The organism is Arthrobacter sp. JB02-1C, assembly GCF_057748045.1.
Genome location: NZ_CM173235.1, coordinates 1900338 through 1914586 on the forward strand (window position 1 = coordinate 1900338; position 14249 = coordinate 1914586).

A 14249-nucleotide genomic window follows, 5' to 3' on the forward strand; every position below is an offset into this window, starting at 1 on the left:
CGACACCGCCCCCTACAGGCCATCATAAATCTTTCCGGCCGACGGGTTCGTGATCGGCCGCGGACTGGTTCTCCGGGGCAGCGCGGCGTTGTCGACCGGCACGCCGAGCGGCCACCTTCCCCAGCCAGATCAAGGCGAGGCCTCCGGTGAGGCCCAGCACGGCGGTGGAACTGATGAAGTACTGCAGGAAGGTCAGTGGCGGCGGCAGCAGCTCACCGAACGCCAGAATGATCATGGCGATTGCTCCCAGGGACAAGACGGCCGCACCCAGGCGGACCAGCCAGGGGAGGCGGGATCGGATGGAACCCAGCGTGGCGGGCAGGAGACACGCGGCGACGAATGCCGGGTAGAGCCGCCCGGCGGCGGTGTACAGCCTGATCAGCTGCCTGTTGGGCTCGCTTTGGTCCGGAAGCGACGCCATCCCCACCGAGGTTCCGGCGGTGTTGGCCATCAGGAACGGAATTACCGTGGCAGCGGCGACGATAGCCAGGGCTGCCAGCCCTACCGGGCCTAACAACAGCCACGCGGCCGGACCGTTGTCGAATCCCCGCGCGATCTTGTAGCCAGCCAGCAGGACCGTTCCGTAGATGACAAAGCGCAGCATGAGGTTGGCGTAGTTGCTCGAGCCCAGCCAGGAATCGATGACAGTGTAGCTGGGTCCGATGCTCAGCAGCATGGCGAAGGCCGCAAGCACGAAAATGCCAAACAACGAGCGGTTTTCACCGCGCCGTGCGGCCGGAGCCCGGAGCGCGACGAGCAGCACACAAACGAGCAGGGTGGAGCATTGCAGGACAAAAATCATCGGTGTGCCTTCAGTTCGTGGACCTCGTCCGCCGCCCCTGGCTCACTCTTGAAGGAGCCGGGCCCGCCGCCGATTTTACCCGCGGCGCAGATTGAACTATGCTAGTTGCTCGAACCCGCTGGTCCGTACACCCCCCAAGTCCGGACCGGCGGGTTCTTTCATGCCCGGCGCCAGGCCGGCGCGATGGAGCGGAATCGCAGCCCCGGCGGCCCTTCGAGCAGCCCTCTGTTGAGGGCCAGTTTCCGGCTGCGGTGAGAGGATGGACTAATGACTGCAACCCTTGTTGCCAAGGACCTTTCCGGCGGCCACGACCACCGCACCCTGTTTTCCAAACTCTCCCTGACCGTCGCCCCCGGCGACGTCGTCGGAGTGGTCGGCGCCAACGGTGCCGGCAAGTCCACCCTGCTGCGGCTGCTTGCCGGCGTCGACCAACCGCAGGACGGATCCGTCAGCCTGGCCCCGGCCGACGCGTTCGTCGGCTGGCTGCCCCAGGAACACGAACGCATCGAGGGCGAAAGCGTCGGCGGCTACATCGCGCGACGCACCGGTTGCACCGCGGCGACGGCTGCCATGGAAGCCTCCGCGGAAGCACTGGGAACCGGCGCACCGGGAACCGACGACGCCTACTCGCTCGCCTTCGACCGCTGGATGGCTTCCGGTGCCGCGGACCTGGAGGAACGGATTCCGCCGGTGCTCGCAGACCTCGGCCTGGACGTGGGAGCGGACGCCCCCATGACCGGGCTCTCCGGCGGCCAGGCCGCGCGGGTGGCCCTGGCCGCCCTGCTGCTGAGCCGGTTCGACGTCGTGCTCCTGGACGAGCCGACGAATGACCTCGACCTGGACGGGCTGGCCAGGCTGGAAGCCTTCGTGCGGGGCCTGCGCAGCGGCGTCGTACTGGTCTCCCACGACCGCGAATTCCTGTCCCGCTGCGTCACCACCGTGGTGGAACTGGACCTGGGGCAGAACGCCGTCGCGGTCTACGACGGCGGCTACGAGGCGTACCTGGAGGAACGCGCCGTCGCCCGCCGGCACGCCCGCGAACGCTACGAGGAGTTCGCCAACACCAAGGCGGACCTCGTCTCCCGGGCCCGGACGCAACGCGAATGGAGCTCCCAGGGCGTCCGCAACGCCATGAAGAAGAGCCCCGACAACGACAAGATCCGGCGTGCAGCGAACACCGAATCCTCCGAAAAGCAAGGCCAAAAGGTCCGGCAGATGGAATCGCGGATCGCCCGGCTCGAGGAAGTCGAAGAACCGCGGAAGGAATGGCAGCTGCAGTTCAGCATCGGTGCGGCTCCGCGGTCCAGCGCCGTTGTGGCCACCTTGCGGGACGCCGTCGTGCGGCAGGGCGGCTTCACCCTGGGGCCGGTGAACCTGCAGCTCAACGCCGGCGAAAGGATCGGCATCACCGGGCCGAACGGGGCCGGCAAATCCACACTGCTGCGCCTGCTGCTCGGAGTCCGGCGGCCGGACGCGGGTGACGCCTCGCTGGGCGCCTCGGTGGCCGTCGGGGAAATCGACCAGGCCCGCGGCCTGCTGGCCGGCCATCTGCAGCTCGCGGCCGCGGTCGAAGCCGTGCTCACGGAGCTGACCCCCGCGGAGATCCGAACCCTGCTGGCAAAGTTCGGCCTCAAGGCCGACCACACCGCCCGGACCGTCGATTCGCTTTCGCCCGGCGAGCGGACCCGGGCCGCGTTGGCGCTGCTGCAGGCGCGCGGGGTCAACCTGCTGGTCCTGGATGAGCCCACCAACCACCTGGACCTGCCCGCGATCGAACAGCTGGAGGCGGCACTGGAAAGCTACGACGGCGCGTTGCTGCTCGTCACCCACGACCGCCGGCTGCTGGAAAACGTGCGCCTTGACGTGCGCTGGAACGTTCTCGACGGCGTCGTTACCGAACAGCTGGCCGCCGGCGCCCCGAAAGGCAGCAACAAATGAGCATGGACCGGGTGGCCTGGAGCTCCCTCTACAACATCACCCGCGCGTCGGACCGGTCACGGCCGTTCTCCCGGGCCACGATCAAGCGGGTCTTCGGATTCGCCCGGCCGCACCGCGGGCAGCTGGTTGCCTTCGTGCTGCTGTCCATCGTGATGGCCGTGCTGGCGGTCGCGACGCCGGTGCTCGCCGGCCAGGTGGTGGACGCCATCATTGCGCACGCCGACGCGGCGAAGGTCGTGTGGCTGGCGGTGCTGATCGCGGTCGTGGCCGTGGCCGAGGCCGGGATCGGGCTGGTCACCCGCTGGCTCTCCTCGGTCATCGGCGAGGGTGTGATCGTGGACCTGCGCACCAAGGTCTTCGACCACGTTCAGAAAATGCCGATCGCGTTCTTCACCCGGACCCGGACCGGGGCACTGGTCAGCCGGCTGAACAATGACGTCATCGGCGCGCAATCGGCCTTCGCCGGCACCCTCTCGGGCGTCGTGAGCAATGTGGTGGCGCTGATCCTGACCCTGGCGGTGATGCTGAACAAGTCCTGGCTGGTGACGGTCCTGGCCGTGATCCTGCTGCCGATCTTCCTCATCCCGGCCCGCCGGATGGGCTCGCGGCTGGCCGACCTGCGCCGGGAGGCCGCGGAACACAACGCGGCGATGGGTACGCAGATGACGGAACGCTTTTCCGCCCCCGGCGCCACGCTGGTGAAGTTGTTCGGCCGTCCGGACGAGGAATCCCACGAATTCGCGCTCCGGGCCGGCCGGGTGCGGGACATCGGCGTCCGCACCGCCATGCTCCAGTTCACCTTTGTCACGGCCCTGACCCTGGTCTCCGCCCTGGCCCTCGCCCTGGTGTACGGGCTCGGCGGCTGGCTGGCCCTGGGCGGCCAGCTCGCCGCGGGCGACGTGGTCGTGCTGGCCCTGCTGCTCACCCGGCTCTACGCCCCACTGACCGCGCTTTCCAACGCGCGGGTCGAAATCATGAGCGCCCTCGTCAGCTTCGAGCGGGTCTTCGAAATCCTGGACCTCAAGCCGCTGATCCAGCAGAAGCCGGACGCGGTGCAGTCGCCGTCCGGGCCGCTGGCGGTGGAATTCGACGACGTCCGGTTCGCCTACCCGTCCGCGGACAAGGTCTCGCTCGCGTCGCTCGAGGACGTCGCCACCCTGGACACCCGCGGCGGCGAGGAGGTGCTGCACGGCATCAGCTTCCGGGTCGAACCCGGGCAGACGGTGGCCCTCGTCGGATCCTCCGGCGCCGGCAAGTCCACCATCGCGCAGTTGCTGGCCCGGCTGTACGACGTCGATTCCGGCGCGGTCCGCTTCGGCGGCGCAAAGCCGGGTACCGGGGTGGACGTCCGTGACCTGACCTTCGACTCGATGCGCGAAACCCTGGGCATGGTGACCCAGGACGGCCATCTGTTCCACGAAAGCATCGCCTCCAACCTCCGCCTGGCCCGCCCGGGCGCGAGCGAGGAGCTGATGTGGAACGTGCTGCGCCAGGCCAGGCTGGAAACCATGGTCCGGTCGTTGCCGGATGGCCTTAACACGGTGGTCGGGGAGCGCGGTTACCGGCTCTCGGGCGGCGAGCGCCAGCGGCTCACGATTGCCCGGCTGCTGATCGCGCAGCCGCGGGTCGTGATTCTGGACGAGGCCACGGCCGCGCTCGATTCCACCAATGAGGCTGCCGTGCAGGAGGCGCTGGGCGCCGCGCTGGAGGGCCGCACCGCCGTGGTGATCGCCCACCGGCTTTCCACCATCCGGGCCGCGGACGCGATTCTGGTGGTCGAGGGCGGCTCGATCGTGGAACGGGGTACCCACACCGAGCTGCTGGCCGCGGACGGCCGCTACGCCGAGCTGTACCGGACCCAGTTTGCCGAGGCCACCGCGGTTGCTGCCGAGGCGGTGCCGGAGCCCTAGTCCCGCCGCCCCACCCGTGCCGCGAGGAGCGGCAGCACATGGTCGGTGAGCAGCGGTGCCAGGTCCTCCGGCGCCGGGCCGGCCAGGTCCAGCCAGCGGACTTCGGCGATCTCGGCGGCGGCCCGCGCGCTCCACGTGCCCGGGGCGATGAACACCGTGGCCTCAATCTGCGTGGCCGCCTCGTTGGCGGCCTCGGCCAGCCAACTGCCCAGCGGCTCCAACTCGTCCGCGGCCACGGTCACTCCGACCTCCTCCGCAAGTTCGCGGGATGCCGCCTGCGCCGCGGATTCGCCCGGTTCGGGTTTGCCGCCGGGCTGCATGAACTTGTCGGTTCCGCGCTTGCGGACGGTCAGGAGCCGGCCGGCGGCGTCATAAACGCACACGGCGGAGACCACGATGTTGGCATTCGCGGGTGCGTCGGCGCGGCCTGCCCCGGGGGTGCGTCGCAGCACGGATTCGAGCAGCAGGTCCTTCGCCGGGCCGGTGACGTCCCAGCGGAAGCGGAAGGCGTCCGCCCCGAGTTTCGTGTACTCGACCCGGTAGGTGTCGGGGTCACACCAATGCCCGTCCCGGCCGTGCCGGGCGCCGAAGCCGATGCGGTGGAAGGGCCGGCCGTCCGGGAAGACCATGTCCATGGTCTCCGGTGTTGCCGCGGGCCGGAGCAGGTATTCCCGGCTGGCCGGTCCGGTGAAGCGCGTGCCGCCCGCCGGGTCCCACCGCACGGTGCCTTCTTCACGGTAGTGGAGGCCGCCGTCGTCCGTCGCGGTGAAGTGCACGACGCCGGTGAAGGTGCCGTGACTGCCTGCGGACCGGTCGGTCATGGTGCGGGTCACCGTCCAGGCGCCCAGCAGGTACCGGCGCAGGTCGAAGCCGGTTGCGCCGTCGTCGCCGGGGTCCGGCAGCAGGGGATCCAAGTGCCCTCGATTGGAATCGAACCAACGACACCGGCTTTAGGAGAGCCGTGCTCTATCCACTGAGCTACGAGGGCGGGCATGCAGGCGGGCGGCGGTTGGCCGGCCCGTCCGGACACGGATACCAGCATACAAGGTGAGCGCGCGTACTACGCTCTTGGCATGGCAGGCTCTTCGATAACCGACGCCCGGACACTCATTGATGTGCCGGACGTGGCGTCCACCCGGTTCTACCTCGGCGCGCTCGCCAAGTTGAGCGTGCTGCAGTATTTCGTCGCCGAAGCCGCGGTCATCGGTGCCTGGGCCGGCCGGGCGCCGTACAGCCGGCGCACCGGCCTGATCAGCGATCTTGGCGCCGTCGGATGCGGCAGTTTCGACGGCCGCGACGTGTGCTCGCCGGCGCACCTGCTGATGGACGCCTCGTTCGTGGTCCAGGGGATCGGCATGATCGTCGGCGCGGTGCTGCTGAGCTCGGCAGTCATCGGCGTGGCGGCCCGGGCCGGGGCGCGGCTCCGGGTGGCACCGGGACTGCGCTCGCCGTCGGCTGCCGCCCTGGTGGGCCGGGGCCTGAGCGCGGCCGCCGGTGCCGGCACGGTGGTGGTGGGCCTGGTGCCGGAAGACTTCGGCTCCATCTGGCACCTGGTGGGTGCCGTGACGTACTTTGCCGCGGGCGGGCTGGCGCTGCTGATTTTTGGCTGGCTGTGGCGCGGCCGGACGCCGCTGGCCTGGTTCATCCTGGCCGCCGGGGCCGTCTCCGTGGTAGCGCTCGCTGCCGGCGGGGTCACCGCTATGCGGGTACCCGAGCCCGGCACGCTGGAACGCCTGATGGCGTACCCCATCACCCTGGGCATGGCCGCGGTGGGCCTGGTGGTCGCCCAGCGGGTCCGGCAGGAGCGTGCGCGGCAGGGCAGGGCAGGGCGGCCGGACGCGCACGGCTGAACCCGAAGGCTGACCCCGAGGCCTGATGCCGAAGGCTGAACCCGAAGGCTGATGCCGGCGTCTGCTGCCGACGTCCGCTGTCGAGGTGGACCGGAGGTGGCGTGGAGGGCGGGGAGTCCTCCCCATCCCGTCGCACCGGCCGGCAGCGTAGGGTGGTCCGGGACTGGCCAGGGGGAAAATGTGGTGCAAAGTAACGTGGAACCGGCGCTCGACGTCGTGGCAATCAGCGGTCTCGCCTGGGCGGCTGCCGTGGACGCCGGCCTCCGGGCCCACGCGGCCCATCCCGGGGTGGATGTTGCCGCCTACGAACAGTCTGCCGGTGCCAAAGCCCTGGCGGCCCTGGAACCGGGGGACACTGCACGGCTGGAGGCTGAACTCCGGGCGGCCGGAATCACCGGCCCGGATGACCTGCTCGCGGAGCCTTGGCGGAGGTCTGTGCTGCTCGCGGTGACCGCCCCGGTTCGCGTCAGCGTCGTCGCGGCCACGGCGGACTGCTCCAGGCACACCGACCTTGCCCTGTCCGAAGGGCGCGGCCTGGCGGTCTCGTACCGGCGGCAGGCCCGCACTACCGCGGCAGGACAGGCGGTCATGGACGTGCAGGACGCCGTCGAACTGGTTCGCTTTGACGAGCCGGACGCCTGGGCGGCGGTGCGGCGGACGCTTCCTGACCTGGCCGAACTGCGGGCCAGTCCCGGCCCGGCCGGCTGGCTGGAGGGCGAACGGACCCTGATCAGCGGACCGGAACTGCTGAGCCTGCCCGACGCCGTCCTGCCGCCGGACGTGAAGACAGCCGTCCTGACCCCCCGTTGCCGCGTCCACCTCGAGGTCACCGCGGACCGCCCCGGGCCTACGGCGGCGTTTCACGCAGCGGACGTCTGGGCGCTCGCGGACGAGCTCTATGCGGTCCGCACCGCCGACGGCGGCCAGTCCCTGGTGCTGGTGCACGTGCCCTCCGGCGACCTCCTCCGCCAGCTGCAGTGGCGGCTGCTCGGTGCCCGTGAAGCCCTGGCCGGCACGTCAGCCCCGGTGGTGCGGGGATGAGCCTGCAGGGAATGGACATGGAGGCGGGGCGCCGGCTCAGCGCCGAACTCGCCCGCGCCGCGGACCGGCTCGCTGCCCTTGGCGCCGAGCTCACCCCCGCCATTGCCGCGGCGCCGTGGGAAGGCCGCGACGGGCAACGCTTCCGGGCCGACTGGGCGGACCACCGGCAGCGCCTGGTTGAGGCGGAAAGCGCACTCCGGACCGCCTCCAGCGCCGTACAGCGCAACCTGGAGGAGCAGTCTGCGGCCAGCCTGAGGGGCTCGGAGCCCACGGGCGCCGGAGGTGCGGCGGGCACGGCGGCCGGCTGGACCGACGTCGTCCGGGCAGCTGCATCAGGCGCCGTCCGGGCAGCCGCGACGGGGGCGGCCGCCTGGGCCTGGCTGCAGGACGCCGCGCCACTGCCGGTCCGGAACCTCCTCGACGCACAGGCCGACGTCGTCGGCCACGCCGGGCAGGTCGGCGCGATGGGCTGGCGTTGGCTGACGTCCGGGGAGCCGCCCTCGATCACCGAGCTCGCCGCGAACGACATCCTGCTCCGGGCGGGAGTGCTGTCCCTGGTCGCCACCACGCTGAGTGGCGGCCGGTACAACCCGCATCTGCTCGACGACGGCAGGCCGGTGGCGGGCAATCCACTGCCGGTCGGCGTCGGCGAACCTGCCGGCATCGACCCGAACAGCCGGCTGAACACGGCCGTACCTGCAAGCATCAGTGCGATCCTGCAGACCACCAACGCCGCCTATGGCGACCAAGGCAAACCCGGAACCCCCGATACGGCGGTCCGGATTACAGCAGTTCACAAACCGGGGGAGCCGGACGCCTATATCGTCAGTGTGCCGGGAACCACCCGCTGGGCCCCGGACGGTGCGGCCAACGCCACAGACTTGACCGGAAACCTGGAGCTGGCGGGCGGGAACCTCTCCACCGCGGCGCAGGCAGTGCGCCTCGCCATGGAGAACGCAGGGATTCCGGAGGCCGCCCCCGTCATGTTGTCCGGCCACTCCCAGGGCGGCATGATCGCAACCGCCCTGGCATCGGACCGGTCGTTCACGGCACGGTTCAACGTAACGAATGTGGTCACCTTCGGCTCCCCGGTCGATTCGGCACCGATTCCTGCCCGGATCGACGTCCTGGCGCTTCAGCATGCCGGTGACCCCGTCCCCAGGGTGGACCTTGGCGACCTGACCGTGGGTCCCGATGGAAGAGTTTCGGCCAGCCAGGACAACGCCGCCATCAAGGTCACCCTGCCGAACCCGGCGGTAGCGCCCGGATTCGGCGGCATCGGGTATCACGACGGCGGCGAGTACGTGAAGTCTGTCGCCGAGGTCGAGCAACGCGGCCCGATCGCCCAGTACGCTCAGAAGGAATCGACCCAGCGGTTCCTGACATCCGACCCCGGACAGGTCAGCGCGACCGTCTCGGGCATCTCCCGAAAACAATGAGTTGGGACCGCGTGCGCGTTACTGCCAGTCATGGCGGCGTCCGCAGGCGGCACACCGTAGTGGAAGCAGACCATGAACACGACAGCCTGGCCCCGCGCACTGATCACGCTCCTGCTGGCCTCCTGCCTGGCGGCCTTCCTGTCGGCTTGCGGGCTGGGCGGACCGTCGCAGGCGGGGCAGCTGGAATCCGCCCTCCAGCAGGCCGCGCTGTCCGTGCCCGGGGTCAGTTCCGCGGCGGCGGACGCCGCCGTCAATACCTCCGGAACCTTCCTTACCGTGAAACTGGTCGGCAACAGTGCGGACAAGGAGGTGCTGGCCGAAACGCTGCGGAAGGCCATGCCCGTCCTGCTCGACAGCATCGGGGACGTCCAGGGCGGCACCTTCGGGGTCGGCATCTTCTCTCCGGACGACGCCGTCCAGGCCGGACCCGGCGACCTCGGTTACAAGGGTTCGAGCTCACTGTCCAGCCTGCGGGAGTACTTCGCCCGATAGCCCGGCAGAGACGAACCGCCTTGGTGCCGGACACCGGGTGCGTCGCAGGAGTGTCCGATGTCTCATCGACGCGTAAGTGTGGACTATTATGAGGGCATTCGCCGGAAGCTTCCGGCGCCTCGTGCGGGAGTTGGCTCCGAAGCACGCCGAATTGCCGACTTTTAGCCATTGGGGACGAATGCCTGATCAGCTAGTTGTGCCAAGCTTCCCGGTCACTGCGTGCCGTGGCCGTGCAGGTGCCGCGTCGCCCCGCGGCGAAGACTGCCGGGCAGGGCTCTGATGACGGTCGAGGCACCGGTTGCGCCGGATGAACAAGCCCCGGAGGAAGCGCCACACGAGGTCGCCGCCCGCCTGGCCGTACCTGAGTCCGCCGAGGCGGGGCCGGTCATCGGCGTGCGCATGCTCGACGGCGGCATCCTTGAAGTTGCGGTGCCCCCGAACCGTGTGGTCGAGGGCCCCGAAGCCCGGGTCGCCGGTGCGGCGGTCCGGTCCCTGGCCGACGGCCGGCGGATGCCGGTCTTGATCATCATCTCCGGCGCGGTCGGCGTCAGCGTGGAAGCCCGCCAGGTTTACGTCGGGTCGATCGCCGCGTCGGCCTTCGCGATCGTGGGGGTTACTCCGGTCGACAGGGTGATCGCGCACTACCTCCTGCGTTCCAGGTCCGAAGCGATCCCGGCCGAGTTCTTTACTTCGCGCACGGATGCCCTCGATTGGTTAAGGCTTTTTACGAGTGAAAAGTGACGTTCCAGACCCACGCCTGCATACGCTCGTCGAGGGCATTGTCCGGATCGCCAGCGGCGACCTGAGCACGCGGATTCCGCACTCCGGTGCGCGCGACGACGTCGCGGCCGTCATCGCCGGCATCAACTTGATGGCCGATGACCTGCAGACCATCTACCAGGAGCTCGAAGAGCGGGTCGAGAGCCGGACGGCCATGCTCCGCGAGGCCCAGGTGGAGCTCGAACGGATGGCGCTGACCGATCCATTGACCCAGCTGGCCAACCGGACGGCGCTGAACGCGGTGCTGAGCCATGCGCTGGCGGAGACGACCCGCGGTGAGGCGCCGCCGGCGCTCCTGGTACTCGACCTGGACTCCTTCAAGGGCATCAATGACACGCTGGGGCACAGCGCGGGGGACGACGTCCTGCGGGTCATTGCCCGCCGGCTCCAGGACGCGGTCCGGACCACCGATACGGTCGCGCGGCTCGGCGGCGACGAGTTCGCTGTCATGCTGCCCAAATCCAACCTTGTACGTGCCCGGCGCGTGGCCAACAGGATCCTCAAGGCGGTGGGTGAAAGCCTGGAGCTCGGCGACCTGCGGATCACCTGTGGCACCAGCATTGGCGTGCGCGTCGCGGAGCCCGGCCAGTCGGCCGAGGACCTCGTGATGGAAGCCGACACCGCCATGTACGCGGCCAAGGCCCAGCCGCACAGCGGCATCAAGGTCTTTGAACCCGCGTTGCTGTACGCCCGGCGGCTGCAGAGCCTGATGGTCACGGAGATGCGCCACGCCATCCGGGAGGACCAGCTGACCCTGCATTACCAGCCCGTCGTGGAGCTGGCCACCGGCCGGGTCGAGGGCGTCGAAGCCCTGGTCCGCTGGAACCACCCGGAGCGCGGGCTGCTGATGCCGGACCAGTTCATCCCGCTGGCTGAAGAGACCGGGATGATCGTGGAGCTGGGCCATTGGGTCCTGCGCAACGCCGTCCGCCAGCTGCGTGACTGGCAGGACCGGCTCTCGGTGGACCCTGACTTTTCCGTGCGGGTCAACATCTCCACCACGGAACTGCAGAACCTGGAGCTCATCGAGCACGTCCAGGACATCCTTCGTGAAACCGGTGTCGAAGCCAGGAATCTCGTCATCGAACTGACCGAATCCACGGCGGTCACCGGCGGCGACGTGGACAAGTATTCCCTCAGCGGGTTGCGGCAGCTGGGCGTGCAGCTCGAAATCGATGACTTCGGCACGGGCTACTCGTCGATCAGCTACCTGCGGAAGCTTCCGGTCAATGTGGTCAAGATCGACCGCAGCCTGATCGACGGGCTGGGCACGGACGAGGACCAGAGCCGATTCGTCGAGGCCGTGCTACACCTGATCCACGCCTGCGGGCTCCGGGCCCTGGCGGAGGGCATCGAGACGCTCGAACAGGCCGAGGAACTGGTCCGCCTCGGCTGCGCCAGCGGTCAAGGCTACTACTTTGGCCGGCCCGCGCCTCCCGACGAGGTCGAAGACCTGATCGGACTGGGCAGGGTCCTCAGGCAGTAGGCAGCGCCTCGTCGGTCCGCTCTCTTGGGGCCACGCGTTGAGGGCCGCACGACGGCGGCACGCGAGGCCGCGTGCCGAGGCTTGGCTAGTGGCGGCATTGTTCCGGACAAAACAAAGGGCGGGAACCGGTAGTTACTCCGGTTCCCGCCCTTCGCGGTTGATGCTTTCCCTTAGTTCTTCTTGGGGGAGAAATCGGGCCAGTAGAACACGGCCGAGACTGAGCCTTGATCCGAAGCGTTACCGCTTGCAGACACAGCTGAAGCAGCAGAAAGGCCCGCTGCCGCCAAGGCGCCGGCGACGAGGAGGGTGGCAAGGGTCTTCTTCATTGAGGCTCCTGTTATTCGAGAGGCTGGTGTGACTGATGAGGTGGTGCTTTCCTAGTATAGGGGTAAGAGACACGCCGCAGGTAACGATTTAGGCGAAGGTTGGGCGTAACTGTGATATCTGCGCGTATTCTTGAGTCCTTGACAAGCCATCCACTTGCGTGTGCTGTCCGAGTTCCCGCTCGGGTGGCGGATAATCGAAGCATGCAACAACAATCAGTCTCGCCGGCTTATGCTGCGGCCGAGCTTCGGGCCCGGGAATACCGGGCCAACCACGACTTCTCCGAGGCAGCTAAGAGCGCGGGTGAGGCTGCTCAAATCGCGCTGACCGAGGGCGACCTCCAATCGTGGTGGGCGATGACATTCTTCCGGGCGGAGAGCTATTTGTCGGATGCTGACTTCGAACCTTGCGCAGAGGCAGCGTCCACGCTCCTCGAGGCGGGGCACCCGATCTCGACGCAGAAGCGGGCCCAGGTCCACATACTGATGTCGCATGCTTATCAGGGGTCGGGGCTGTTGGAGAGAGCGGCAGCCGAAGCGAAAGCCGCCATTGAACTTACGCGGGCCGAGTCGGACGTTGATCTCAGTGTCAAAGCCCGACAGGCCCTGATTGCCGCACTAGCGGACTCCGGCAAGCTTGCCGAAGCTTGGTCCGAAAGCCAAGAGCTTGCGGGCGTCATCTCGGACGAGGTGGATGAGCAACTGGCTGGGAAGACCTATTGGGTTGTAGGGAACGTGGCGTTTTTGTGCGACAAGTTGGATGACGGATTGAGGTACCACGAACTCGCTGCCACGACGTTTTCGCCAGCTAGGGACCTCAACATCTGGGCTAAATTCAACAAGGCATCGGCCGCTATGAGACTCGCCGCCAACATCGCCGATTCGGACACGCTGCGATGCATCGAACGAGCCGAGCTGGCCACTGACGTGATCGGTGGCAGTGACACTGATCTGCTACTTCTCCGCCGGAATAGGGCTCACTGGAGCTTCCTGGCCGGCGACGCGGAGTCCGCGGTGGCAATTCTCGAGGACATCCGCACCGCGACGACTGCTCCTCAGGTGCTTGGGGACGCGTGCTTCCTTCTCGGACGTGCCCAGATGGCACTGGGGGACGCGACAGCAGCGCGCAAGTCGTTGCGCGAGGCCGTGGTCCATTTCGAAAGCGCCGGCGCCCCGCACCGTTCCCAGCAGGCCCGAGAGTTTCTCGAGACCGAACTCGGCAAGGCGTCCCTGTGGTCCAGACTGCTCCGCGCCACGGGTCTCGCCCGTACCTAGCCTGTCCGGTCCGGACGGCACATGAACGTGCGCCGATCAATGGGCATGTCCGGCGGCGCTGCGTTAGCGGTGCGGACATGTCCTGTGTCGGGGCTGAGGAGTGGGCATATGGGGTATATGCCCGTTGTCTCGGCCGAGCGATGGGCATGTCCGGCCGCGCTGCGTTAGCCGTACGGACATGTCCGGTTCCGGCACAGAACAATGGGCATGTCCGGCCGCGCGCCGGAGATGTTCCGCGGCCCCTACGCCTTGGCCGGGGACTTCTTCCGGCCCAGGAGAACTGCCGCGACGCCGGCCACCAGGCTCAGGACCAGCAGGACCCAGCCTGCCACCGTGAGCCCGGATGCCAAGGCGACCTGGCCGCCGTCGAGCGTGGCCGCGGACATCATTGAGTCGATGACCGGGTTGGCCCACAGTCGGACACCCGCGAACAGCAGCGGAACAGCCCACAGGGCCCAGCGCAGGGGCTTCCGGGTGACGTTCGTGCCGATCAGCAGCAACCAGGTGAAGCCGAAAATCAACGGGAACAGCGTGCCGGCGGTCTTGTGCACGTAGTTCAACTGGCCGCGCGCGTCCGGGTCCATGGCCGAACGCAACCGTTCCACGAACCCCTGGTCGAAGCCTCCCACCAGCGAGTCGGGCATCGGAAGGCCGCCGCTTAGCTGCGTGAGCTGGTTCAGGGTCAGCAGGTGCAGGTACCAGAACAGGAAGAGGCTTGCCGCGACGCCGGCGATCAGGATCAGGTTGCTGTTGCTTTGCGCCTTCTGCGGCGTGCGGGTGGTGCTGGGGTTGATCACCGCGGGCAGGTGGTGCTGGGGAACGGCGGCGTTGGCGCCGTGCTTCTTAATCCGCTGCGCGGGTGTCTTGGCCATGGTTACATTATTGCCCGTCGCCTGCGCGGCCTCTGCCGGTC

At 68.5% G+C, this 14249-nt stretch carries 13 protein-coding genes, 1 tRNA gene and 1 pseudogene; 9 read left to right on the forward strand and 6 right to left on the reverse strand.

Annotated features, from left to right (window positions below; all coding sequences use genetic code 11):
- Positions 1-22 precede the first annotated feature (22 nt).
- Positions 23-802, reverse strand: coding sequence for a hypothetical protein (locus AC3ANP_RS09195; RefSeq protein WP_488329891.1), 780 nt, complete (start codon positions 800-802; stop codon positions 23-25).
- A 267-nt stretch (positions 803-1069) separates the two neighbouring features.
- Between AC3ANP_RS09195 and AC3ANP_RS09200 the strand changes: the two genes are divergently transcribed.
- On the forward strand, positions 1070-2740 hold the full coding sequence (locus AC3ANP_RS09200) for an ABC-F family ATP-binding cassette domain-containing protein (protein WP_488329892.1): 1671 nt from the start codon (positions 1070-1072) through the stop codon (positions 2738-2740).
- Positions 2737-4650, forward strand: a complete 1914-nt coding sequence (locus tag AC3ANP_RS09205) for an ABC transporter ATP-binding protein (protein ID WP_488329893.1) — start codon at positions 2737-2739, stop codon at positions 4648-4650. The genes AC3ANP_RS09200 and AC3ANP_RS09205 overlap by 4 nt, the downstream gene beginning before the upstream one ends.
- Here the strand turns inward: AC3ANP_RS09205 and AC3ANP_RS09210 are convergent.
- From AC3ANP_RS09210 to AC3ANP_RS09220, 3 genes and pseudogenes are all read right to left on the reverse strand, one after another.
- Complete coding sequence (locus tag AC3ANP_RS09210) at positions 4647-5048, reverse strand: NUDIX hydrolase (protein ID WP_488333009.1); 402 nt, start codon at positions 5046-5048, stop codon at positions 4647-4649. The two genes, AC3ANP_RS09205 and AC3ANP_RS09210, sit on opposite strands and share 4 nt — an antisense overlap.
- Before the next feature lie 102 nt (positions 5049-5150).
- Positions 5151-5471 (reverse strand): annotated as a pseudogene (locus AC3ANP_RS09215) (DUF6314 family protein); the annotation flags it as partial.
- 94 nt (positions 5472-5565) lie between these two features.
- Positions 5566-5638 (reverse strand) — tRNA-Arg (locus AC3ANP_RS09220).
- Between the two features lie 85 nt (positions 5639-5723).
- On the opposite strand from AC3ANP_RS09220, the gene AC3ANP_RS09225 reads away from it, so the two are divergent.
- The 6 genes from AC3ANP_RS09225 (at position 5724) to AC3ANP_RS09250 (ending at position 11738) form a co-directional block, all read left to right on the forward strand.
- On the forward strand, positions 5724-6500 hold the full coding sequence (locus tag AC3ANP_RS09225) for a DUF998 domain-containing protein (protein ID WP_488329894.1): 777 nt from the start codon (positions 5724-5726) through the stop codon (positions 6498-6500).
- Positions 6501-6680: 180 nt separating this feature from the next.
- Complete coding sequence (locus AC3ANP_RS09230; RefSeq protein WP_488329895.1) at positions 6681-7541, forward strand: hypothetical protein; 861 nt, start codon at positions 6681-6683, stop codon at positions 7539-7541.
- Positions 7538-8980, forward strand: a complete 1443-nt coding sequence (locus AC3ANP_RS09235) for a PGAP1-like alpha/beta domain-containing protein (RefSeq protein ID WP_488329896.1) — start codon at positions 7538-7540, stop codon at positions 8978-8980. Before AC3ANP_RS09230 ends, AC3ANP_RS09235 begins: the two co-directional genes overlap by 4 nt.
- A gap of 72 nt (positions 8981-9052) precedes the next feature.
- Positions 9053-9472, forward strand: coding sequence for a hypothetical protein (locus tag AC3ANP_RS09240; RefSeq protein WP_488329897.1), 420 nt, complete (start codon positions 9053-9055; stop codon positions 9470-9472).
- 279 nt (positions 9473-9751) lie between these two features.
- Positions 9752-10213 carry a DUF7793 family protein gene (locus AC3ANP_RS09245; RefSeq protein ID WP_488329898.1) on the forward strand — a complete coding sequence of 154 codons (462 nt, stop codon included), beginning with the start codon at positions 9752-9754 and terminating at the stop codon, positions 10211-10213.
- On the forward strand, positions 10203-11738 hold the full coding sequence (locus AC3ANP_RS09250) for a putative bifunctional diguanylate cyclase/phosphodiesterase (RefSeq protein ID WP_488329899.1): 1536 nt from the start codon (positions 10203-10205) through the stop codon (positions 11736-11738). Before AC3ANP_RS09245 ends, AC3ANP_RS09250 begins: the two co-directional genes overlap by 11 nt.
- Before the next feature lie 170 nt (positions 11739-11908).
- Here the strand turns inward: AC3ANP_RS09250 and AC3ANP_RS09255 are convergent, their stop codons facing one another.
- On the reverse strand, positions 11909-12064 hold the full coding sequence (locus AC3ANP_RS09255; RefSeq protein ID WP_488329900.1) for a hypothetical protein: 156 nt from the start codon (positions 12062-12064) through the stop codon (positions 11909-11911).
- Positions 12065-12265: 201 nt separating this feature from the next.
- Here AC3ANP_RS09255 and AC3ANP_RS09260 point away from each other — a divergent pair, with 201 nt between their 5' ends.
- Entirely contained in the window at positions 12266-13336 is a 1071-nt protein-coding gene (locus AC3ANP_RS09260; RefSeq protein WP_488329901.1) for a hypothetical protein, read from the forward strand.
- 242 nt (positions 13337-13578) lie between these two features.
- On the opposite strand, the gene AC3ANP_RS09265 is transcribed toward AC3ANP_RS09260, so the two are convergent.
- Positions 13579-14208, reverse strand: a complete 630-nt coding sequence (locus AC3ANP_RS09265; protein ID WP_488329902.1) for a hypothetical protein — start codon at positions 14206-14208, stop codon at positions 13579-13581.
- Between the last annotated feature and the right edge of the window lie 41 nt (positions 14209-14249).

Coding starts and splice junctions, on each gene's coding strand:
- AC3ANP_RS09195 (WP_488329891.1), bottom strand. CDS start 802: ATGATTTTTGTCCTGCAATGCTCCACCCTGCTCGTTTGTGTGCTGCTC.
- AC3ANP_RS09200 (WP_488329892.1), top strand. CDS start 1,070: ATGACTGCAACCCTTGTTGCCAAGGACCTTTCCGGCGGCCACGACCAC.
- AC3ANP_RS09205 (WP_488329893.1), top strand. CDS start 2,737: ATGAGCATGGACCGGGTGGCCTGGAGCTCCCTCTACAACATCACCCGC.
- AC3ANP_RS09225 (WP_488329894.1), top strand. CDS start 5,724: ATGGCAGGCTCTTCGATAACCGACGCCCGGACACTCATTGATGTGCCG.
- AC3ANP_RS09235 (WP_488329896.1), top strand. CDS start 7,538: ATGAGCCTGCAGGGAATGGACATGGAGGCGGGGCGCCGGCTCAGCGCC.
- AC3ANP_RS09240 (WP_488329897.1), top strand. CDS start 9,053: ATGAACACGACAGCCTGGCCCCGCGCACTGATCACGCTCCTGCTGGCC.
- AC3ANP_RS09245 (WP_488329898.1), top strand. CDS start 9,752: ATGACGGTCGAGGCACCGGTTGCGCCGGATGAACAAGCCCCGGAGGAA.
- AC3ANP_RS09255 (WP_488329900.1), bottom strand. CDS start 12,064: ATGAAGAAGACCCTTGCCACCCTCCTCGTCGCCGGCGCCTTGGCGGCA.
- AC3ANP_RS09260 (WP_488329901.1), top strand. CDS start 12,266: ATGCAACAACAATCAGTCTCGCCGGCTTATGCTGCGGCCGAGCTTCGG.
- AC3ANP_RS09265 (WP_488329902.1), bottom strand. CDS start 14,208: ATGGCCAAGACACCCGCGCAGCGGATTAAGAAGCACGGCGCCAACGCC.